Annotated in this window: 19 protein-coding genes; 11 read left to right on the top strand and 8 right to left on the bottom strand. The window is 66.5% G+C overall.

Annotated features, from left to right (window positions below; translation table 11 throughout):
* Positions 1 to 80 precede the first annotated feature (80 nt).
* From EGT50_RS07715 to EGT50_RS07705, 3 genes are all read left to right on the top strand, one after another.
* Positions 81 to 2,873 carry a DEAD/DEAH box helicase gene (locus EGT50_RS07715; RefSeq protein ID WP_206615776.1) on the top strand — a complete coding sequence of 931 codons (2,793 nt, stop codon included), beginning with the start codon at positions 81 to 83 and terminating at the stop codon, positions 2,871 to 2,873.
* A complete protein-coding gene (locus EGT50_RS07710) occupies positions 2,870 to 3,682 on the top strand; it encodes an SWIM zinc finger family protein (RefSeq protein ID WP_127952493.1) in 813 nt (270 codons plus the stop codon). The genes EGT50_RS07715 and EGT50_RS07710 overlap by 4 nt, the downstream gene beginning before the upstream one ends.
* 186 nt (positions 3,683 to 3,868) lie before the next feature.
* Positions 3,869 to 4,807 (top strand): SMI1/KNR4 family protein, encoded by a 939-nt coding sequence (locus EGT50_RS07705; protein ID WP_164873363.1) that lies wholly within the window; start codon positions 3,869 to 3,871, stop codon positions 4,805 to 4,807.
* 16 nt (positions 4,808 to 4,823) lie between these two features.
* On the opposite strand, the gene EGT50_RS17225 is transcribed toward EGT50_RS07705, so the two are convergent.
* The 3 genes from EGT50_RS17225 to EGT50_RS07690 form a co-directional block, all read right to left on the bottom strand.
* Complete coding sequence (locus EGT50_RS17225) at positions 4,824 to 5,195, bottom strand: AMIN domain-containing protein (RefSeq protein ID WP_235870641.1); 372 nt, start codon at positions 5,193 to 5,195, stop codon at positions 4,824 to 4,826.
* 380 nt (positions 5,196 to 5,575) lie between these two features.
* Positions 5,576 to 5,950: a hypothetical protein gene (locus EGT50_RS07695; protein WP_127952484.1), complete on the bottom strand. Its 375-nt coding sequence runs from the start codon at positions 5,948 to 5,950 to the stop codon at positions 5,576 to 5,578.
* A gap of 390 nt (positions 5,951 to 6,340) precedes the next feature.
* Positions 6,341 to 7,030, bottom strand: coding sequence for a cysteine hydrolase family protein (locus EGT50_RS07690; RefSeq protein ID WP_127952480.1), 690 nt, complete (start codon positions 7,028 to 7,030; stop codon positions 6,341 to 6,343).
* Between the two features lie 107 nt (positions 7,031 to 7,137).
* On the opposite strand from EGT50_RS07690, the gene EGT50_RS07685 reads away from it, so the two are divergent.
* On the top strand, positions 7,138 to 7,368 hold the full coding sequence (locus EGT50_RS07685; RefSeq protein ID WP_127952477.1) for a hypothetical protein: 231 nt from the start codon (positions 7,138 to 7,140) through the stop codon (positions 7,366 to 7,368).
* Between the two features lie 65 nt (positions 7,369 to 7,433).
* Here EGT50_RS07685 and EGT50_RS07680 read toward each other — a convergent pair whose 3' ends face one another.
* Positions 7,434 to 9,101: a sulfatase-like hydrolase/transferase gene (locus EGT50_RS07680; RefSeq protein WP_127952474.1), complete on the bottom strand. Its 1,668-nt coding sequence runs from the start codon at positions 9,099 to 9,101 to the stop codon at positions 7,434 to 7,436.
* A 241-nt stretch (positions 9,102 to 9,342) separates the two neighbouring features.
* Between EGT50_RS07680 and EGT50_RS07675 the strand changes: the two genes are divergently transcribed.
* From EGT50_RS07675 to EGT50_RS07655, 5 genes are read left to right on the top strand one after another with little or no spacing between them, the layout of a single operon-like run.
* Positions 9,343 to 10,848, top strand: coding sequence for a CoA-acylating methylmalonate-semialdehyde dehydrogenase (locus tag EGT50_RS07675; RefSeq protein ID WP_127952471.1), 1,506 nt, complete (start codon positions 9,343 to 9,345; stop codon positions 10,846 to 10,848).
* Between the two features lie 11 nt (positions 10,849 to 10,859).
* Positions 10,860 to 12,008: an acyl-CoA dehydrogenase family protein gene (locus EGT50_RS07670; RefSeq protein WP_127952468.1), complete on the top strand. Its 1,149-nt coding sequence runs from the start codon at positions 10,860 to 10,862 to the stop codon at positions 12,006 to 12,008.
* On the top strand, positions 12,005 to 13,117 hold the full coding sequence (locus EGT50_RS07665) for an enoyl-CoA hydratase/isomerase family protein (RefSeq protein ID WP_127952465.1): 1,113 nt from the start codon (positions 12,005 to 12,007) through the stop codon (positions 13,115 to 13,117). The genes EGT50_RS07670 and EGT50_RS07665 overlap by 4 nt, the downstream gene beginning before the upstream one ends.
* A gap of 2 nt (positions 13,118 to 13,119) precedes the next feature.
* Positions 13,120 to 14,031 (top strand): 3-hydroxyisobutyrate dehydrogenase, encoded by a 912-nt coding sequence (mmsB, locus tag EGT50_RS07660; RefSeq protein WP_127952462.1) that lies wholly within the window; start codon positions 13,120 to 13,122, stop codon positions 14,029 to 14,031.
* Positions 14,028 to 14,804: an enoyl-CoA hydratase gene (locus EGT50_RS07655; RefSeq protein WP_127952459.1), complete on the top strand. Its 777-nt coding sequence runs from the start codon at positions 14,028 to 14,030 to the stop codon at positions 14,802 to 14,804. The genes mmsB and EGT50_RS07655 overlap by 4 nt, the downstream gene beginning before the upstream one ends.
* Before the next feature lie 71 nt (positions 14,805 to 14,875).
* On the opposite strand, the gene EGT50_RS07650 is transcribed toward EGT50_RS07655, so the two are convergent.
* Positions 14,876 to 15,412: a MarR family winged helix-turn-helix transcriptional regulator gene (locus tag EGT50_RS07650; protein WP_127952456.1), complete on the bottom strand. Its 537-nt coding sequence runs from the start codon at positions 15,410 to 15,412 to the stop codon at positions 14,876 to 14,878.
* 382 nt (positions 15,413 to 15,794) lie between these two features.
* On the opposite strand from EGT50_RS07650, the gene EGT50_RS07645 reads away from it, so the two are divergent.
* Entirely contained in the window at positions 15,795 to 16,640 is an 846-nt protein-coding gene (locus EGT50_RS07645; protein WP_127952453.1) for an alpha/beta fold hydrolase, read from the top strand.
* A gap of 3 nt (positions 16,641 to 16,643) precedes the next feature.
* On the opposite strand, the gene EGT50_RS07640 is transcribed toward EGT50_RS07645, so the two are convergent.
* Genes EGT50_RS07640 through EGT50_RS07630 form a run of 3 tightly spaced genes read right to left on the bottom strand, consistent with a single transcriptional unit; the run spans position 16,644 to position 19,782 of the window.
* Positions 16,644 to 17,807 (bottom strand): sulfotransferase family protein, encoded by a 1,164-nt coding sequence (locus tag EGT50_RS07640; RefSeq protein WP_127952450.1) that lies wholly within the window; start codon positions 17,805 to 17,807, stop codon positions 16,644 to 16,646.
* Between the two features lie 21 nt (positions 17,808 to 17,828).
* Positions 17,829 to 18,611 carry an SDR family oxidoreductase gene (locus EGT50_RS07635; RefSeq protein WP_127952448.1) on the bottom strand — a complete coding sequence of 261 codons (783 nt, stop codon included), beginning with the start codon at positions 18,609 to 18,611 and terminating at the stop codon, positions 17,829 to 17,831.
* Positions 18,612 to 18,615: 4 nt separating this feature from the next.
* Positions 18,616 to 19,782 (bottom strand): hypothetical protein, encoded by a 1,167-nt coding sequence (locus EGT50_RS07630; protein ID WP_127952445.1) that lies wholly within the window; start codon positions 19,780 to 19,782, stop codon positions 18,616 to 18,618.
* A 91-nt stretch (positions 19,783 to 19,873) separates the two neighbouring features.
* On the opposite strand from EGT50_RS07630, the gene EGT50_RS07625 reads away from it, so the two are divergent.
* A complete protein-coding gene (locus EGT50_RS07625; protein ID WP_127952442.1) occupies positions 19,874 to 20,809 on the top strand; it encodes an IclR family transcriptional regulator in 936 nt (311 codons plus the stop codon).
* Positions 20,810 to 20,836 lie beyond the last annotated feature (27 nt).

Below are 20,836 nucleotides of genomic sequence, written 5' to 3'. Positions count from 1 at the left end.
CGCCTTCCACCTGCGCCTAGTATGGCCTGGTGGCGGGGTGAACTCCAGGTATGTCGGCGGCGGCTGGTTGGATGGACCGCATGCTGCACGGGCTCTGGTCGCCGGGGGCGGGTCTCCTGCTGTGGCGAGGTCCTGGGTCCGATCTGCTCGATCTGCCCGAACCGCTCGGGCACGTCCTGCGCCGCCGCTTCCGCAGGCACCACACGATCCACTTTCCCGACGCGGTCGGGGTGCGTGCGGAACGGGTACCTGTACTTGCGCTCGCGCCGGCCGAGGCCGCCGATGTCCTGCTAGCGGTCCCCGACGACGCCCGTGACGTCTCGGGGGACCTGCGCTACCTCACGCATGTGGCGCGCGGTGTCGAAACGTGGGCGCGGGCCGGACGTGTGGTACCCGAACTGTGCCGGACGGAGGGGCACTGGTGGCCCAGGTGGCGACTGCTCGGCGGCGAGCGCCAGCGTGCGTGGCTGGCCGAGATGGCGGCCGCGATGCCGCCGGTGCAGCGGTTCGAGGGCACTCCGCGCGAGATCCTCGACGACTTCGTCGGCGAACTCGCCGATGCGGTGGTGCGGCATCTGCTGGGGGACCGGGACTCCGAGCACCCGCTGCTGCGGGCGTTGCTTCGCGGCGAACCGTACGACGATGGCAACCACCGGATGGCGACCGGGCTCGATGCCTGGCGGGAGAGTCTCACCGTCGACGAGCCTGAACTGGTGCTGCGGCTAGTCGAGCCCGACCCCGAGACCGACCCCGACGACGACGCCCTGTGGCGGCTGCAGGTCTGCCTGCGACCCGAGGGAGAGGCGCCGTCGCCGATCCTGCTGCACCGCACCGAAGCCCGGCTGCTCGAGGTCGGGGTCCGCAAGCTCGCCGCCGCCGTCGCGGCCTATCCGAGGCTCCGGGACCTGCCCTCCGACCCGGACGGCCTCGATCTGTTGCTGCCGACGGCCGTCGTCACCGACCTCGTGTTGCACGGAGCACGGGCGCTGCAGCACTCCGGCATCACTCTGCTCCTACCCCGGGCGTGGGCGGTGGTCTCGCCGTCGTTGCGTGTTCGGGTGTCGTCGCCACCGGCACCCGCCGCAGAGGAACGCGCGGTCGGCATGAACGAGATCATCGGGTACGACTGGGAACTCGCGCTTGGTGACATGGTTCTCACCGCGGACGAGCTGACCCGGCTCGCGAACACCCAGAGCGATCTGGTGCGGCTGCGGGGCCAGTGGGTGCAGGCGGACGCAGCCGTGCTCGCGCAGGCGGCCCGCTACGTGACGCAACGGAATTCGGGTGCCGAGGGTACGCTGGGCGGCTTGCTGGGTCAGTTGACCGAGGCGGAACGGCCACCGGTCCCGGTGCAGGAGGTAGAGGCCACCGGGTGGGTCGGCACCCTGCTCGACGGCACCCTCGAACCGTCGCCGGTCCCGAAACCGCCCGGCCTCCAGGCCGGCTTGCGCCCCTACCAGCAGCGAGGCCTGGACTGGCTCGCGTTCATGAGCGAGGCCGGACTCGGCGCCGTCCTCGCCGACGACATGGGTCTCGGCAAGACGCTGCAGCTGCTCGCTCTGCTCGCCCACGAGCGGTCCGGTAAGTCGACCCTGTTGGTGTGCCCGATGTCGGTGGTGGGCAACTGGCAGCGCGAGGCCGCCAGGTTCGTCCCGGACTTGCGGGTGCACGTGCACCACGGCGCCGACCGCAACCGCGGTGAGGAGATGGCCGCCGCGGTACGAACCAGCGATCTGGTGATCACCACGTACTCGCTGCTCGCCCGCGATGCCGCAGTGCTGGGGGAGCAAACGTGGCGCCGGGTGGTGCTCGACGAGGCGCAGCACATCAAGAACTCGGCAACCGCACAGGCACGTGCGGCCCGTGCGATCCCGGCAGAGCACCGCGTCGCGCTCACCGGAACCCCGGTAGAGAACCGGCTCGACGAGCTGCGGTCGATCCTCGACTTCGTCAACCGCGGGATGCTCGGCAGCCCACAGGCCTTCCGGGCCCGGTTCGCTGTACCGATCGAACGCGAGCACGATGAGGCCGCCGTCTCACGGCTGCGGGCAGTGACGGCGCCGTTCATCCTGCGGCGCGTCAAGACCGATCCCGCCGTGATCTCAGATCTGCCGGACAAGCAGGAGATGACGGTGCGGGCGAACCTCACTGTCGAGCAGGCCGCGCTGTACCGGGCGGTCGTCGACGACATGCTCAAGAAGATCAAGGACACCGAGGGCATGCAGCGCAAGGGTGCGGTTCTCTCCGCGCTCACCCGGCTCAAGCAGGTGTGCAACCATCCGGCGCATTTCCTGGGCGACGGGTCCGGGGTGTTGCGCCGCGGTCGGCACAGGTCCGGCAAGCTTGGTCTCGTCGAGGACATACTCGACGCGGTGACCGCAGACGGTGAGCGAGCCCTGCTGTTCACGCAGTTCCGGGAGTTCGGGGATCTCGTGGAGCCCTACCTGTCGGAGCGGTTCGGTGTCGATGTGCCGTTCCTGCACGGCGGCGTCCCGAAGGCACGCCGCGACCGGATGGTCGAACGGTTCCAGGGCACGGGCGGACCGCCGATCATGCTGCTCTCACTCAAGGCCGGCGGAACGGGCCTCAATCTGACTGCAGCTAATCACGTTGTGCACCTGGATCGCTGGTGGAATCCAGCGGTGGAGAACCAGGCCACCGATCGAGCCTTCAGGATTGGTCAGCGCCGCGACGTCCAGGTCCGCAAGCTGGTGTGCGTCGGCACACTCGAGGAGCGGATCGACGCGATGATTTCGAACAAGCAGGAGCTCGCGGATCTTGCTATCGGGACCGGTGAGCGATGGATCACGGAGATGAGCACCGATCAGCTCCACGACCTGTTGACGCTCGGCGATGAAGCGGTCGGCGAATGAGCCCGCAGCGGGGACGCCCTGATTTCTCAGAGTTCGGCAAACGCCGGCCCGTGGTCGGCGGCGTCGAGGCCGCGTCCAAGCGCGGTGCGTTCGCGCGCGGATGGTGGGGGCGCGCCCTGATCGACGTGCTCGAACAGGTCGGTGACAGCGGCCGGCTCAGCCGCGGACGCACCTACGCTCGCGGGGGCCAGGTCGTCGCCCTCGACATCGCGGCCGGACGGGTCACAGGCGAGGTGCAGGGTAGCCAGATCGCACCGTTCACTGCGGTGTTGACGCTGGGGACCCTCGACGACGAGCACACCGCCGAGCTGGTCGACACGGTCCGGTCGACACCCGGACTGCTCGCCGCGCTCGCCGCCGGGGCAGTGCCGCAGGAACTTGCACCCATGCTGGCGCCGGACGGCGGGCGTGAGCTCGATTTCGACTGCACCTGCCCCGACCTTGAGTGGCCCTGCAAGCATGTCGCCGCGGTCGCGTACCTACTCGCCGAACGCGTCGACCGCGATCCCATCACGATGCTCGCGGTGCGCGGACTCGACCTCGACACACTCATCCGTGCCGTCGGCGGCGAGGATGAGTCACCAGCGGGCGGCGCCCGCCAGTTCGGCGACGACCACTTCGGAGACGACGTCAGCTACGCGGACCTGCCTGAGGTCGAGTTCGCTTCGGCCCCGGATGATCTCGACACGATGTTGTTGCGAAAGGTGCTTCGTGAGGGTGTCGAAGACCAGGCGGCGGTGGCTAAGGCCCTGCGCGACCTCGACGAGTGCTACCGCGCTTTGGGGAGCGCGGTCCGGCGTCGGCGCTGAGCCGCATCAGGCCCTATGCATACGCCCGCCGAGTGTGCTCCGTCTTGTAGGGACAAGAGTCATGTAGGAACCAGAGTCCGACCACGCCCGGCAGCGCAGATAGGGTCGACGCACTCGAATTGGCTGGAGGGAAACTCGACGATGGAGTGGTGGGTGTCGTGCTGGAATCTCGCGAACCAAAACACGGTGAGCCGTAGCGGGACTGCCGTCGACCGCGAGTCGGCACTGGCCCAAGCCATTGGCGCCGGACGAGAAGTGATCCGGGACGAGAACGGGCAGACGATCAACCCGGTGGCGTATGTAAAACTCGGAGATGACCTCGGTCTGGTGAGTGGGTTCGACGACCCGAATCTGTCTGACGAGGTCTTGCGTGCGCGTATCGAAGAGGCCATCGAACTGCGGAAGCGACGCGACCAAGAGCGGAAGCAACTGGACCGAGAGCGGGAGCAGGCGTCGCTTTCAGTCGCCCCGGCAACGACAGCCTCCGTTCTGTCATCGACCCCAGCCCTGTCATCGACCCCAGCCCTGTCATCGACGCCAGCCGGATCGATCACCGAGCAGTGGACCCGGATCGCGGACTGGATGCGCAGCCACCTGGCTTCCGTCCGTATCAGCGGTGCTCAGCCGACACGCATTGCCGAAGCAGCCAAGTCCACCGGTGCCACCTGGCCCGCGGAACTGGTCAAGTTCTTCGAGCACGTCGACGGAATCGGGAGCGAGAACTGGTGTTTGCTGTTGCCCGCGCACGAGCTGTTCGATCTCGACCGACTCGTCGACGAACGCAAGATGGAGCTCGAGGTGTGGGGCGAGATCGACGAGGAGATGGGTGCCGAATCCGCGGAGGAGAGTTCGGCGGGTGAGCCCGCCGGAACCTTCCTACCCGCGTTCATTCCCTTCGCGGGCAGGGACGGCAACCTGCTCTTCGTCGACACCCGCCCCGGACCCCTGCATGGCTGCGTCACCGAGTTCGACAAGGTCGGTGCCGACGACGCCGGTCCGCGCTGGGTATCGCTGAGTGCCATGCTCACTGACCTGGCCGACAGTCTCGAGGCCGGTAGCACCTTTCACGGAGGATGGGCGCCGGACATCGTCGACGGTCGACTGGATTGGCAATACCAGCCCTAGTTGAATCCAGACTGGTTCACGCGGCGATGTCGACGACGACCCGGGTAGGCTCGCTGAGCGTGAAGACCGTGAACGGGCGTTCGGGACGAGCAGTACCAATGAACGACTGCATGTCACCCTCGGACCAGCTGACTCCTTCCCGCACCTCGGTCACTACGCCCCCCGGTGTTCCTGGGACCAAGGGAAACGAACCGGTTTCGGTGTCGCCGGAGGGGAACGCAATTCGGTTGATGTAGATCTGCAGAATTCCGTCTCCTGCCACAGAGATCGGCTTGCCACTGTTGTCCTGAAAGGCGCCGTCGACGTAGCGTGCACGCCAACCCGGCGTCCCCGTACCGGCGAACTCATAGACCACGCGATCGAAGCCCGGATGCTGACCGACCCGCACGTCGGTCAGCAGCAGGTCTGCCGATGTCGAGGCTTGCGACGATTGCGGGGCCGCATCGGTAGGGATTGTCGGGTTCGAATTCGGCGCTGGTTCAGTTGCGTCTGCGGGAATTGTTGCGGTAGGGGCGGCTACAGAGGTGGTGGTCGAACTCTGCGGCGCTGCGGTCGTGGTCGAGGTTACCGGCGCACTCGCAGTGGCCTCAGCCGACTGAGCATCGGTGCTCCCGCATCCAGTGGCAGTGAATACCACTGTTGCACAGGTCAGCCCGGTGGCCATCGTAGTGAGTCGCTTTCGCAAGGTGGAACCTTCCAAGTGGGTAGTTGGGCAGATCGAGTGGTTGGTGTGTGGTCCGCGGCAGGGTTGTCCGCGTGAAACCCCGGTCAGAGGGTTGTGAGATCCCACACGTAGAACGGCAGAGGCAGCAGGGCCAGCAGGGGCACGCTGCTCACGCTGGCGGCAGCGCTCCCCAAGTAGCCCATGCCACTCGCGAGGCGGTGCTTGTTACCCCACGGGTCAAGCTGATACACCCCGGTGAAGCCGCCCGCATACCAGCAGTAGATGTCGGCTGTGCCGAACGGACTGAGTACGGGAGTGGTCGTCGGCGTGGCCGGCTCCCACGGGAGGCGGAACTCGTCACTGTAGGGTCGTTCCTCTGACGAGGTATTGGAACCCAGAGCGGTTGCTGTCGGCGTGGCGACACCGCCCAATCCGACAGCCAGCAGCACACCAGCGACAACGAACCCCGAACGCTTCATCTGATCATCCCCGAAGATGTGTCGTAGACGTCCGAGTTGTCGGGGTAGGGATCGACGGCGTTACAGACGGCCAATGTGCCTCGGATCACCTTCAGCGCCTGTTCGCCGACGAGAAACGCGGCGCGCCCGCTTCCGACGAGGAAACCTACGCTGGGGGCATGGTGCGGCATGCGGTGTTCCATCCGACCGACCGGGTGTTGTTCGACGAGCAGCGACAACGGTGCGGTCTCGGGCTTCTACCCGGCCGGAAGCAGCGAACAGGAACAAGCACTTAGCAGGTATCCGAGGCTTCGCGATCAGCCCCGACGTTGACAGCCGCGACACGCGGCGCGTCCCCCGCTGCCGATCGGCCCATCGAATGTCGCCGGCATGAGCGTGATGTCCATTCTCTCAGGGAGATTCGGCGACCAGCCTTGGTTCGACCCACCGACAGATTTCGTCGCTCGACATGACCCGGACACCGATACCCCGGCACTCTTCCAGACCTCGGGTGTAGGTCCCCGAGATGCCGTCACTCGCCATCGCCACTCGAAAATCGCGCTCCGTTGCCTCATAGATGCTCGTGCGCGGGCAGTTCGGAAAGTTCGCGCCGATGAACACCAGCGAGTCCACGCCCAACTGGTGGAGATGTGCGCGAAGGTTCGTCTCGTAGAACGCCCCCCACCGTGGCTTGAACATCAGCCACTCGTTGTCCGCGATCTTCTGGAACTCGCCCCGCAGCAGCAACTCCGGATCCAGTGCGACGTCCGGGCTGGGGCGGAGCGCGACGTCCAGCTGGCTCCCCTCGGAGCCGGGAGCGGCGATCCCGGAACTGTCGGCGACGAGGTTGCGCCGGCACAGTTCGGCGTTACTACCGTCCCGCTCGTACAGACGGACCACGTGCACGATCGGCCTACCCGCGCGACGGAACGCCGTCACGATCTTCGCCATGGTCTGAAGAAGGGGTTCCGTCCCCTCGACATAGGCCGCGCCCTGGTCGCGGGAGAAGTCTGTTTGCACATCGATCGTGATCAGCGCACAGGACTCGATGTTCGGTTCGGAATATGTGTCGACCACACTCCCCGTCGTCTGGGTGGACATGGCCGAACTGTATACGGCGCTGGGGGACTCCCGCCTCCAACTCGGGGTCGAATTCGCCACGTGGCGTTGGCAGTAACGCGCAGACTCTCCGGTCGGATGTATCCGGCATGAACAAGATCAGAGCCGCTGCAGCTGCCGTGTCCCTGGGTGTCCTTCTCCTCGTTGGCGGCCTGTTTGTTGGCGGCGGAGTCGCGAAGGCCAGCCCGCCGGGGGGGACGAATCCCTTTGTCGGGTGGCCGGAGCCGGCGCGTGCCCTCGTAGGGGTGATCTCCCAGAGCCTGGCCGATGTATGGAACTTCTTCGTCGGCATCGCGAACCTGATCATGTTCGGGGTCTAACCGTTCTCCGCTTCCCGGCGCGGCCACCTCGGTGGCGCGGTGCGGGTGGTGGCCGCGTTGGCGATCTACGACCCTACCGGCACCGTCGCGAGACCAACGGCGGGCGTCGTCCCGCACCGCTCCATGACCTCGAACAGCTTGGCGTGCATCCGTTCCGCCTGGGCCGGGTCGAAGTAGGCGACGTTCAGAGGGTTGGCGCGGTTGTGCAGCTCGAGCGGATCTGTCTCCAGGTCGTACATCTCGAACTGTGGCGCCGTGACGCCGGCCGGATCGAAGTACACCGAATACTTCCAGCGGTGGTCCCGGATGGTGCGCATGTGGTTGGGCTGGGTGACGATGTTCTGCCCGTTCGGGACGCCGCAGTTCTGGTCGTCGTAGGTGAAGTGCACGACGTCCTGTACCTCGGTGCTGGGGGAACCAGGGTTCGCGGCTGCGTCGGCGACGATCGGCATGAGGTCGACGCCGCGGAAGTCCCACGCAGAGCGGTCCGGCACGTCCGCGAGCGTAGCGAGTGTCGGCATGACGTCGATAAGCGAGGCGAGGGCGCCGGTGCGCACGGGCTGCGGGAACAGCACCGGGTTGCTGATCACCAGGGGTACCCGCAATGTTTCCTCGTACGCGTTGAAGATCTTCTGCCGCAGTCCACCGTGCGACAGGCCCAGTTCGCCGTGGTCGGACATCCGGACGACGACCGTCGAATCCCGCATCCCGGGGCGGGATTCGAGGGCGTCGAGGACCGCGCCGATGTGCTCGTCGACCACCTTGTGCATGTACGCGTAGAAGTTGATGTAATTGCGGGCCGCCTGCTCTCCCGCCAGCGGGCCCAGTCCGGCGGCGAGCAGTACCTGCGACTGCATCTGGGGTGTGGGCTTGAAGTTCAGGGCGAGGGTCTCGCCGTACGTCGGCGGCAGGTCGATGCCCTGCTCGAAGACGCCGGGGGCCGAACCGTAGTTGTCGCAGTCGCCGTTGATCGCGTCCCACGTCCGCGGGTACGCGAGCACGTCGTGCGGGTTGACCAGGGAGACGATGAGCGCGAACGGGCGGTCGTCGGCGGGGTCGACGCCACGTAGGAAGTCGACGGCCTGGTCCGCGTAGCCGCTGTCGAGGTCGGCGCATCCGCCGCCGAAGTGGTCGGGGTTGGTGTCCTGGCCTCCTTCGGGCGGAACCCATCCGTGGAATCCGTAGGCGGCAAGGTCCGCGCTCGACGGGTCACCGCCTTCGGCGCCCTTGCTCATGTGCCACTTTCCGCGGTACTGCACGTTGTAGCCGGCGGAGTCGAGCAGTTTGGCCATGTTCTGGATATCCAGCGGCAGAGTCGGTTCGGTCGGGGAGAGCGTTCCTCCCTCGGTCAGGGTCGCAGTCACGCCGTGCTGCGCCGGGTAGAGGCCGGTGAAGAACGTGCTTCGGCTGGGCGAGCACATTGCACTGTTGCAGATCGCGTTGTCGAAGGACAGGCCGGTGTCGGCGAGGCGCTTGCGGTTGGGCAGGTTGTCCTCGGACCACCCCTGCGGCCAGTACATGGGCTCGCGTTCCTGATCGGTGATCAATACGACGATGTTGGGACGGTGAGGGAGGCTGCCCGACGCCGAGCGCGCGAGTCGGGGGCCCGCCGCGGCCTCGGTGGCCGCACCGGCCATGCCAGCGATCAGTAGCGCTCCAGCGCCACCGAGGAGGCCTCGTCGCGAGAAGGGGTGGTCGATCGTGTCCAGAATAGGTTCGCCCAGGTCGTCCATCGCTGATCTCCATCCGGAAGTGACTGCTGAAAACCAGGCGTTCGGATGGTCATTCTCCCCGAGGACTCGGGCTCTGATCTGGGCTTCGGGCGATTGTCGGGTTCACACCTGGACGTGCCTGGACGTCCAACTATAGGATGAACGAAGAATATGAGGGTGATGCGTCCCCATCGCGCCGATTGAGATCGACGCGGGCGCTGACCAAAGCAATTACCGACCCGACAGAAGGGTGGATTCGCACATGGGTGTTCGAGAACTCTCCCACTTCATCGGCGGCAAGCGCATTCCAGGAGCTTCCGGTCGATTCGCCGACGTCTACGACCCCAACACCGGTCAGGTGCAGGCTCGGGTTCCGTTGGCCGACCGACCCGAGACCGAGGCCGCAATCGCGAGCGCTGCGGAGGCGCAGCAGGAATGGGCGTCGTGGAATCCGCAGCGCCGCGCACGAGTGCTGATGCGATTCCTGCAGCTGATCCAGGACGAGATGGAACCGCTCGCTCGGCTGCTCTCGTCCGAGCACGGCAAGACCATCCCGGACGCGAAAGGTGACATCCAGCGCGGACTCGAGGTCGTCGAGTTCGCCACCGGCATCCCGCACCTCCTCAAGGGGGAGTACACGGAGTCGGCGGGCGCCGGGATCGATGTGTTCTCGATGCGTCAGCCGCTCGGCGTGGTCACTGGCATCACCCCGTTCAACTTCCCGGCGATGATCCCGTTGTGGAAGGCCGCGCCTGCCCTCGCGTGCGGAAATGCGTTCGTGCTCAAGCCTTCTGAGCGGGATCCATCGGTGCCGCTGCGCCTGGCCGAGCTGTTCCTCGAGGCCGGTCTGCCGCCGGGCGTGTTCAACGTCGTCAACGGCGACAAGGATGCGGTCGATGTGCTGCTGACCGATCCGCGGGTCAAAGCCGTCGGGTTCGTCGGCTCGACCCCCATCGCACAGTACATCTACGAGACCGCGACCGCGCACGGCAAGCGTGCCCAGTGCTTCGGTGGCGCGAAGAACCACGCGATCGTCATGCCCGACGCCGACCTCGACCAGGTCGCCGACGCGCTCGTCGGCGCCGGGTACGGCTCGGCGGGCGAACGGTGCATGGCCATTTCGGTTGCGGTGCCGGTCGGGGAGCAGACTGCGGATGCACTGGTCGAAAAGCTTGCCGAGCGAGTGGCGAAGCTGAAGATCGGGCGCTCCGACGACGAGGCCGCCGACTTCGGTCCGCTCGTCGGAGCCGACGCCCTGGCTCGGGTAAACGGCTATGTTCAGACCGGAGTCGACGAGGGCGCCGAACTCGTCGTGGATGGTCGCGGCTTCAAGCTCGACGGGTACGAGGACGGATTCTTCACCGGTGCAACACTGTTCGATCGTGTCACGTCGGACATGCGGATATACAAGGAAGAGATCTTCGGTCCCGTGCTGCAGGTCGTCCGCGCGCATGACTACGAGGAGGCGCTTCGGCTGCCGTCCGAGCACGAGTACGGCAATGGTGTCGCGATCTTCACCCGCGACGGCGACACCGCCCGCGACTTCTGCTCACGCGTCGACACCGGCATGGTCGGTGTGAACGTGCCGATCCCGGTCCCGATCGCCTACCACACGTTCGGGGGATGGAAGCGCTCCGGTTTCGGCGATCTCGGCCAGCACGGCCCGGACTCGGTCCGGTTCTACACCAAGACCAAGACGGTCACTCAGCGCTGGCCCTCCGGGGTCAAAGAGCATGTAGATCACTTCGTCATCCCGACGATGAAGTAGGGGAGCGGCCGGTGTTCATCCTGACCGACGACGAACGCGCGATCAGCGACACCGCGCGTGACTTCGCCGCGGAGTGCCTGGGTCCCAACGCGATCGAATGGGACCAGACCAAACACTTCCCGGTGGACGTGCTGCGTAAGGCCGGGGCGCTCGGCATGGGCGGCATCTACATCAGGGAGGACGTGGGAGGCTCGGGCCTGAGCCGACTCGACGGCGTCCGCATCTTCGAGCAGCTCGCCACCGGATGCCCGTCGATCGCCGCATACATCTCGATCCACAACATGGTCACGTGGATGATCGACGAGTTCGGCACCGACGAGCAGCGCCGGCGCTGGGTGCCCGCGCTCGCATCGATGGAACATCTCGGCAGCTACTGCCTCACCGAACCGGGCGCGGGATCCGACGCGGCAGCGTTGTCCACGAAGGCCGTTCGTGACGGTGACGAATACCTCCTCACCGGTGTCAAGCAGTTCATCTCCGGCGCGGGGACCTCAGACGTCTACATCGTCATGGCCCGCACCGGCGAAGCCGGCGCCCGCGGCATCTCGGCATTCATCGTGCCCAAGGACTCGCCCGGGCTGTCGTTCGGCGCCAACGAGAAGAAGATGGGCTGGAACGCGCAGCCCACCCGACAGGTGATCCTCGACGCGGTGCGGGTGCCGGCCGAGAACCTGCTCGGTGGTGAAGGTGAGGGCTTCCCCATCGCGATGAAGGGCCTCAACGGTGGACGCCTCGGCATCGCCGCGTGCTCGGTCGGCGGTGCACAGGTCGCCCTCGACAAGGCCGTCGCCTACCTCGCGGGGCGCAAGGCGTTCGGGTCGGCGCTCGTCGAGTCGCAGGCGCTGCAGTTCCGGCTCGCCGATATGCGGATCGAACTCGAAGCCGCGCGCACCCTCTTGTGGCGGGCGGCGGCAGCTCTGGACGCGGATACTGCGGACAAGGTGGAGTTGTGCGCGATGGCCAAGCGTTTCGCCACCGACACAGGTTTCAAGGTCGCGAACGAGGCGCTGCAGATGCATGGCGGCTACGGCTACCTGGCCGAATACGGATTGGAGAAGATCGTGCGAGACCTCAGGGTGCATCAGATCCTCGAGGGCACCAACGAGATCATGCGAGTTGTCGTCGCCCGCGCGGTCGTTGGACCGGCGGGGGCGGCGTGAGCGCGACGAGCGGAGACGACCGACAGCGCGGGGAGGGTACGGCGTCGAGCCACCATGCCGAGGTGATCATCGAGCGGGTGGGCGGTCTCGGTCGCATCACCCTCAACCGGCCCAAGGCGATCAATGCGCTCACCCACACGATGGTGCGGACGGTGGCGTCGACGCTGCACGAATGGGCCACCGACGACTGGGTCCACGCCGTACTGATCACCGGCGCCGGCGAGCGGGGTCTGTGTGCGGGTGGCGACATCGTCTCGATCTACCACGACGCCCGCTCAGGTGGGCAAGGGTCGAAGGATTTCTGGCGGGACGAGTACGTGCTCAATGCCGCAATCGCGCGCTACAGCAAGCCGTACGTCGCGATCATGGACGGCATCGTGATGGGCGGAGGTGTCGGGATCTCGGCCCATGGCAATGTGCGGATCGTCACCGAGCGATCGAAGATCGGAATGCCCGAGGTCGGGATCGGATTCGTCCCCGACATCGGCGGAACCTACCTGCTGTCGCATGCGCCCGGGGAACTCGGTACCCACGTCGCGCTCACGACGTCTCGACTGGGGGCCGGCGACGCGATCTACTGCGGTTTCGCCGACCACTTCGTTCCGTCGGGCCGACTCGCGGAATTCGAACAGGTGCTCGCGACCGGCCCGGTCGAGGACGCGCTCGCGCTGTTCGCGCAGCCGCCCCCCGCGTCGGAGCTGGCCGAGCAGCGCGGCTGGATCGACGCGACCTACGCCGCCGACACGGTCGAGGAGATCATCGCCAACCTTCGCTCGAGCGACGTGCCGGAGGCCAGGACGGCCGCCGAGCAGATTCTCACGAAATCGCCTACTGCTGTGAAGGTGACGTTGCGGGCGCTGCGACAGGCGCGTGAATTCGACAGTCTCGAGGACGCGCTCGACCAGGAGTACCGGGTGTCGTCGGCGTGCCTGGATTCTCATGATCTGGTGGAGGGCATTCGAGCGCAGGTGGTAGAGAAGGACCGGGACCCCGGATGGTCGCCGTCGACCCTCGAGGCGGTCACCGATGAACACGTGGATCGATTCTTCGAGCCTCTCGGCGAGTCCGAACTCGGTTTGGCCGCGGCGCTCGCGAGTGGGGAGGAGTAGGAATGACCCAGAAAGACACCATCATCGGATTCGTCGGCCTCGGCCACATGGGTGGACCGATGGCCGCGAACCTGGTGAAGGCCGGACACCACGTGCGTGGTTTCGATCTCGTCCCGGCCGCGCTGGAAGTGGCTGCGCGGGCCGGCGTCGCCGTCGTCGGGTCGGCCGCGGAGGCCGCCGCCGACGTCGATGTGGTCATCACGATGCTGCCCGGCGGCAAGCACGTGCTCGACCTCTACCGCGGAGGTCTGCTCGCCGCCGCGCGTCCGGGCACGCTGTTCGTCGACTGCTCGACGATCGACGTCGCCGATGCCCGCACCGCCCACGAACTCGTCGAGCAAGCGGGTCATCGCGGTGTCGATGCACCGGTCTCCGGTGGTGTGATGGGTGCGTCCGCCGGCACGCTGGCGTTCATGGTCGGCGGTGCCGACGAGGACTTCGAGGCGGTGAGTCCGGTGCTCGAGGCGATGGGACGCAAGGTCGTGCACTGCGGTGGGGCAGGTGTCGGACAGGCCGCGAAGATCTGCAACAACATGATCCTCGGAGTGTCGATGATCGCCATAAGCGAGGCGTTCGTGCTCGGGGAGAAGCTGGGACTGAGCAACCAGGCCCTGTTCGACGTCGCCTCCAACGCGTCAGGGCAGTGCTGGGCGCTGACCACCAACTGCCCGGTGCCGGGGCCGGTTCCTGCGAGCCCAGCGAACAACGACTACGAGCCGGGCTTCGCGGCCGCGCTCATGGACAAGGACCTCGGTCTGGCTGCGAACGCGTTGCGTGCCAACGGCGTTGACGGCGAACTCGGCATACGGGCCGCCGAGCTGTATCGGAGGTTCCACGAGACCGGGCACGGCGGCGAGGACTTCTCGGCGATCATCAGGGACATCAGGGACAGGTCGAACGGGGACACTCGATGACGGACTACGAGACCATCCGGGTCGGACGGACCGGCCGCGTGGGCATGATCACACTCAACCGGCCAGAGGCACTGAACGCCCTCAACGCCCAGCTGATGTCGGAGGTGGTCGCCGCCGTCGAGGACTTCGAGAAGGACCGGAACATCGGCGCGATCTTGCTCACCGGCAGCGAGCGCGCGTTCGCGGCCGGCGCCGACATCAAGGAGATGCAGAGCAAGTCGTTCATGGACATGTACCTCGACGACTGGTTCTCGGCGTGGGATCGGCTCGCCGCGGCGCGCAAGCCGATCGTCGCCGCCGTCGCCGGCTACGCGCTCGGTGGTGGATGTGAACTCGCGATGATGTGTGACGTGCTGATCGCCGCAGACTCGGCCAAGTTCGGTCAGCCCGAGATCAAGCTCGGCGTACTTCCTGGCATCGGCGGTTCGCAGCGGCTGACCCGTGCAATCGGCAAGGCCAAGGCGATGGACCTCTGTCTGACCGGCCGCACCATGAGCGCCGAGGAGGCCGAGAGCGCCGGGCTGGTCTCCCGGGTCGTACCGGCCATCGACCTGATGGACGACGCCATCGCTACCGCGTCGACAATCGCCGACATGTCCCTGCCGATCGCGATGATGGTCAAGGAGTCGGTCAACCGGGCGTTCGAGTCGACACTGTCCGAGGGTGTGCGGTTCGAACGGCGAGTGTTCCACTCTGCGTTTGCGACCCAGGACCAGAAGGAGGGCATGGCCGCCTTCAACGAGAAGCGAAGTCCGAACTTCGGTCACCACTAGTAACGGCTCAGCCCGGTCCCATGCTTCAGTGCGGGGCCGGGCTGTGTTGTGAGCTCGTCAGTGACAGTTGGTCACTGCCACTTTCCGGGCCTGTCGCCGGTGTCGAAATCACCAGCCTGATGGCGCAGTTCGGTGAGGATGCGGATCAGTGCGTCGAGCTTGTCGGGTGCCAGGCCGGGCTCGGCGAACACCTGCCCGTTGAGTGCCTCGGTGGCGCGTACCGACAGTTCACGTCCCTCGTCGGTGATCTCGACGAGGGTTGCGCGCCGATCCGTCGGATGCGGCACGCGGCGCACCAGACCGGCGGCCTCGAGCCGGTCGACCGCGTTGGTCACGCTCGTCGGGTGTACCTGAAGTCGGGCGCTGGCCTTGGCCATCGGTAGCGCCCCCTTCCGGGTGAAGGTGAGCAGTGTCAGCAGTTCGTAGCGTGAGAACGTCAGCCCGAAGGGTTTGAGGACCTCTTCGACCCGAGCCATCATGATCTGCTGGACGCGCACCACCGACGTCACCGCGGCCATGCCGTCGGCCACCGCCCCCCACCCGTGCTCAGTCCACTGTCGGTGCGCTTCCTCGATCGGGTCCAGGGGCAACGGTGACGGTGTCGGCATGTTCCGATCCTCCCACGTGCGAGTGCCCGGTTCGCGTACCCACCGTGCATGAACGACGTGCGGGCCGGATCCCAGGGGGGATCCGGCCCGCACGAGTGCCTGGAGGTCAGCTTCCCGTGGGCAGCCCCAGCTCGCCCAGGGTGTCGACCAGCGAGTTGGTCAGGTAGACGAGCTCGATGACGGCACTGACCGTGTTGATGTTCATTCGTCACTCCTTTGAGATGATCCTGAGTGTGGCCTAATGCCACTGGCGGTCAAAGCTAGCAGTAACCGGGTGGTTTGTCTCAACTATGCAACGGAGGACGGTTTGTCCGGTACGGGTAGTTGACTCGGGCCGCTGAGATGTCTAATGTGCCCGGCTCGCGTTGGGAGAGGAACTTGTATGGACTCCGGCACCGGCGAGCGCATCACCACGTACACCCGCAACGGTCTGACGTTCGACGTGCGCGACGAGGGACCCGTCGCGGGCGCCCCAGTCGTCCTGCTTCACGGTTTTCCGCAGGATTCTCGCTCCTGGAGTCGCCTTGCTCCGCTCCTGCACGCCCGGGGATTCCGTACCTTCGCGGTCGATCAACGAGGATGCTCGGTGGACGCGCGGCCCCGCTCGCGGTGGGCGTACCGGTCGTCGGAGTTGGTCGCGGACGTGGAGGCGCTGATCGACCGGATCGGGCGCGGCCCGGTGCACGTGGTCGGCCACGACTGGGGAGCGGCAGTCGCGTGGTGGCTCGGGGCACGGCGACCTGATCTCGTGCGGACCCTCACCGCGCTCTCGGTGCCGCACCCCGCGGCCTTCGTCCGGGCTTTGCTCACCCGTCGGCAGATCCGGATGTCGTGGTACATCCTCGCCTTCCAGCTGCCAGTGATCCCCGAGAAGCTTCTTGCGGCAGGCGGATCCGTGCGGCGGTATCTGATCTCCAGTGGAATGAGCGACGCCGCTGCTGATCGCGACCTCGGCGCGATGCGGGATCGGAGCCGTGCCCGCGGCGGGTTGAACTGGTACCGCGCGATGATGATGACCGCACCCCACTCCCTGCCGAACCGCGTACGCGTGCCCACCCTGTACGTGTGGAGCGACGCGGACGCGATGCTCGGCGAGGCCGGCGCACGGCTTGCCGGCCAGTACGTGGACGGCCCCTACACGTTCGAGGTACTGCCCGGGGTCAGTCACTGGATCCCGGAGGAAGCGCCCGAGGCCCTCGACGCCCTACTGGGCGCTCACCTCCGGTAGACGTCAGGCGCCGGCGTAGTCCCCGAACCGTTCGTCGACCTCTTCGGGGGTGAGCCCGTAGTCCTCGAGCGTGTAGCGGTGCGCCGGTTTGCGGTTGCCGGAGCGACTCTCGGCATGCATGTCCTCCATCGCGCTGTGTGCCTGCTCCGACAGGGGGATCGAAAAGTGCGAGTAAATCCCCTCGACGGTGCCGAGCGGGTCCGCGACGAAGCTGCTGTAGTCGACATCGATGAACTGGGCGGGGTCGTACTTGGCCCGCGCGGATGTGAAGTCCTCGAGGCCGCGTGCCCACAGATCGAGTTGGCTGCGGCCGATCACCTCGCCGCGGAACTTGTTCGACCACCCCTCGGTGGCCTGCTCGGCGAGGCTGCACATCGACGGCACTATTGTCCGCGGCGGACGATGGGTCTGGATGACCAGCGCATCGGGGTACACCGACATCAGTTCGTCGAGCGCGAACAGGTGGCTCGGGTTCTTGAGCACCCAACGTCGGTCCTGATCGGGCAGGCCGATCAGCTGAAGGTTCTTCTTGTGCCTCGCGTATGCGTTGGTCCAGTCCTGCCCCTCGAGCCACTTGGAATAGGTGGGCAGGTTCGCGAGGCACTCGTATGACACCGATTTGAAGGTCTGCCGCAGCAGCTGCCAGCACTCCTCGACCTCACCGGCGGACATGTAGTGCACGCCCATGAACTCGGGGCGCTCCACGTGGTGCTGGCTGAACTGGTTTTCGAGTGCCTGGAACACCGGGTTGGACTCCCACGTGTCCCGGGGTGGGCGCGGCTGCGGCATCTCCGTCAGCCACATCTCGAGGCCTTGGTGCGTCGGGTCCACCGTGAGCAAGCGGTGCAGCGCGGTGGTACCGGTGCGGGGTAGGCCCGTGACGAAGATCGGTCGCTCGATGCGCACGTCGGCGTGTTCGGGGAACTGCGCCCAGGCGGACTCGCTGAGCAGACGGGCGACGAGGGCACCGCGCAGGAACACCCGGGAGATCTTGCTGCCGAACGGCGTCAGATCCTCGTCCCGCGCGTAGGACTCGAGCAGGACGCCGAGCGCCTCGGTGTAGTCGTCGACGCCGAAGTCGGTGAGCCCGGTCATCCGGGTCGCGGACGCGTGCAGGTCCTCGATGGTGCCGACCGTCGTGCGATCGGAACTGGTGCTTTCGGTCATGGTGTTCTTTCGGTCCCCGTTCTAGTGGTGGAACTCGCCGCAGTTGACGTCGAGGCACTGGCCGGTGATCGCGCTCGCCATCGGCGACGCGAGGAAGATCACCGCGTCGGCGATCTCCTCGGTGGTCGGCAGGCGTTTCAGGTCGCTGTTCGCGGCGGTGTGCTCGTAGATCTGCTCGACGGTGATGCCGAACTTCTTCGCCTGGTGCTCGAAGTACTTCTTCAACGTGTCACCCCAGATGTACCCGGGGGCAACGGAGTTGACGCGGATGCCCTGCGGTCCGAGTTCGGTAGCCAGAGACTGTGACATCGCGAGCAGTGCCGACTTGGCCAGCTTGTAGCTGCCGTACCGTTCCTGGGAGTGCCGCAGCACCATCGAGTTGACGTTCACGACCACACCCTTGGATTCCGCGAGGACCGGGGTGAACAGTTGGGTCAGCCGCAGCGCCCCGAGCACGGTCAGTTCGATCGCGTCCCGGATGTGCTGGAAGTCGGTGCGGGCGAACGGCTTCATGGACGGCACCGTGAACGCGTTGTTGATCAGTCCGTCGACCCGGCCGTAGGCGTCCGTGGTCGCGGCCAGCAGGTGCGCGGCCGAGGCATCGTCGGTGATGTCGGTCGACACCGTCACCGCGCGCCGGCCGAGATCGGTGACCTCCTTGGCGACCTCGTCCAGGCGGGCCTGCGTACGGGCCGCCAGCACCAGGTCGGCGCCGGCCTCGGCGCACCGCAGCGCCAGGGTCCGGCCGAGCGCCGGACCCACACCAGAAATGACGATTACTTTGTCCTGCAGCAAGTTTGTCATGGTTCTACCCCATCATCCGGTCGGCGACGGCGGCCTGGCGTTCCGCGATGCGGGCGGCGAAGTCCTCCGGCGTGATCTTGTTGTGTTCGTGGAACGGGAGCTTCCCGGGGATCTCGTCGAACTTCACCACCTCGACACGCGGGCCGTCCTCCGGGGTGAACTCCCGGGACGTCCGCTGCCACCGGAACTGCAGGTATCCACGCGGGTGGCCGAGGGCTTCGAGCCAGTTGGTCACGCCCGGGTTCCGCTCACTGAGGACCATCCGGATCATCCCGTCAGGATCGACCTGAGCCTGCGCGTTGTTCAGCGACGTCTGATGGTTGATGTAGTCGAGCGAGATGTACCACAGGCTGCCGAGTTGGAAACCCTGATACGGCGCATCGGATTTCGGGACGGTGATGATCATCGCCTCGTCATCGGCGAGTTCGTAGTGGCCCACGGACGAGTATTGCGTGGCCAGGCCGCCCGGGGTCAGTCGCGGCGCGGTCATCGTGTTGACCGGCAGGTTGTCGTAGAACCACTGCGGGAACTGCAGCCAGGTCTTCACGCGACTGACCAGAGCCTTGCCGGCTCGGGCGAATCGCTTTTGCGTCTCCTCCTGCGTGAGCGGTGGCACCGGCACGCCGATCCTGTCGGCACGCTCGATCCGGATGGTGCCGCGCTTCTGGCTCCAGTCGCTGTAGACCTCGCGGACCACGAGTTGGGTCGACCCCGGCGCGAGCGTGAAGTGGTTCCGGCGTCCGTCCGCCGGCCCGGGGCCGAAGGTTGCGACGAACGTGCCGTCGTCCTCGATGTGGAGTTCTCGGTCGTCGAAGGCGATCTCGCTGCCGGGCACGTTCGCGTTCGTGTAGTTGCCGCTGAGTACCTGGAAGCTCAGGTCGGCCGTGGTGCCCCGGGTGCCGGTCACGATGTACTCCGCGTCATCGTTGATCCGTGCGCCGAAGTACAGGGTGTCGGGGTTGTCGAGACCCATCTTCATGAACGGGCCGGTGCCCTGGATGAAGCTCGGATGGGTCTTCTCTGTGGCCCAGGCACCGTGGACGGTCGCGAGGATGCCGCCCGCGAGGTACTGCATTCCCTCGAGGAGGTCCTGCTCCGACCTGATGTGGGGGGCCTCTTTGACGAGTGTCTCGGCCTCGGCGATGGCCTCGGCGAGTGGATCCGTCAGCACACCTTGCTCCTTCGGTCCAAGGGTACAAATATGTACCTGAGTGGTAGATCTGGTGTTGTCCGACGATAGAACGTGTTTCAAGGAGTGGTCAATGACTTCAGGGGTTGCCGAGCCTGCCGAGCCCAGCGGGCGCCGATCTCCGCCGACCGAGCGAGTGGTGCAGGTCCTCGACTTCCTCGTCGCGCGCGAGGACCAACGGTTCGGACTGTCGGAACTCGCGCGTGCGTTGTCGATCAGCAAGCCGACCTGTCTCGGCATCCTGACGGAGTTGGTGGCCGGCGGATATCTCACCCGCGACCCGGGTTCGAAGACCTACGGACTCGGGCCGGCGCTCATCGCGGCGGGTCGGGCCGCGCAGCGCGGGTTCGCTGTCGGTCCGATCGCTCGAGTCCAACTCGATCGGCTCGCCGCCGAGTTCGACGCGGTCTGCACTGCGTCGGCGGTCGTGGGTGACCAGGTCATGATTCTCGAGACCGTTGCCCCGCAGGGGATGAGGCTGGGGCGCACCACGGCCCGCGTCGGCCAGGCCTACCCGTTCGCTCCGCCGGTTGGTCTCATGTATGTCATCTGGGACGGTGACGAAGAGCTCGAGGCGTGGTTGCGCCGCGAGCCGGCCCTGCCTGTCGTGCTCGATCGGGAACTGCTCGGGCGGGTCGTCGACGACTGTCGGCGCGTCGGGTACCTCGTCGAGCGGCTCACACCTGTCGGGCGAAAACTCTTTTCCCTCATGGCGGGCGTCGCCGGGCGAGAGCTGCCGCCAGAACTCCGCGAGCTGATCGGCGAGATGGTCTCGAGCCTCGGCGAACGCGTTTACCTCGGCAGTGAGACGGAGGCCGACGTCGAGTACCCGGTAAGTCTGATCGCCGCCCCTTGCTACGACGCGGACGGTCATCAATCACTGGTACTGACCCTCGATGTCGGCTCGTCGATCAGTGGCGCCGAGATCGCCCGGCGCGGTGAGGCGCTCGTGGCGGCCGCGAACGCGGTGACCGCGGAGGTCGGCGGGCGACGTCCCGTCCGCGCTTAGACCGAACGGTGCCCAGCCCGGACGGCA

Source organism: Rhodococcus xishaensis, assembly GCF_004011825.1.
Taxonomy (GTDB): Bacteria; Actinomycetota; Actinomycetes; order Mycobacteriales; family Mycobacteriaceae; genus Prescottella; species Prescottella xishaensis.
This window is presented reverse-complemented; position numbering and strand designations above follow the sequence as displayed.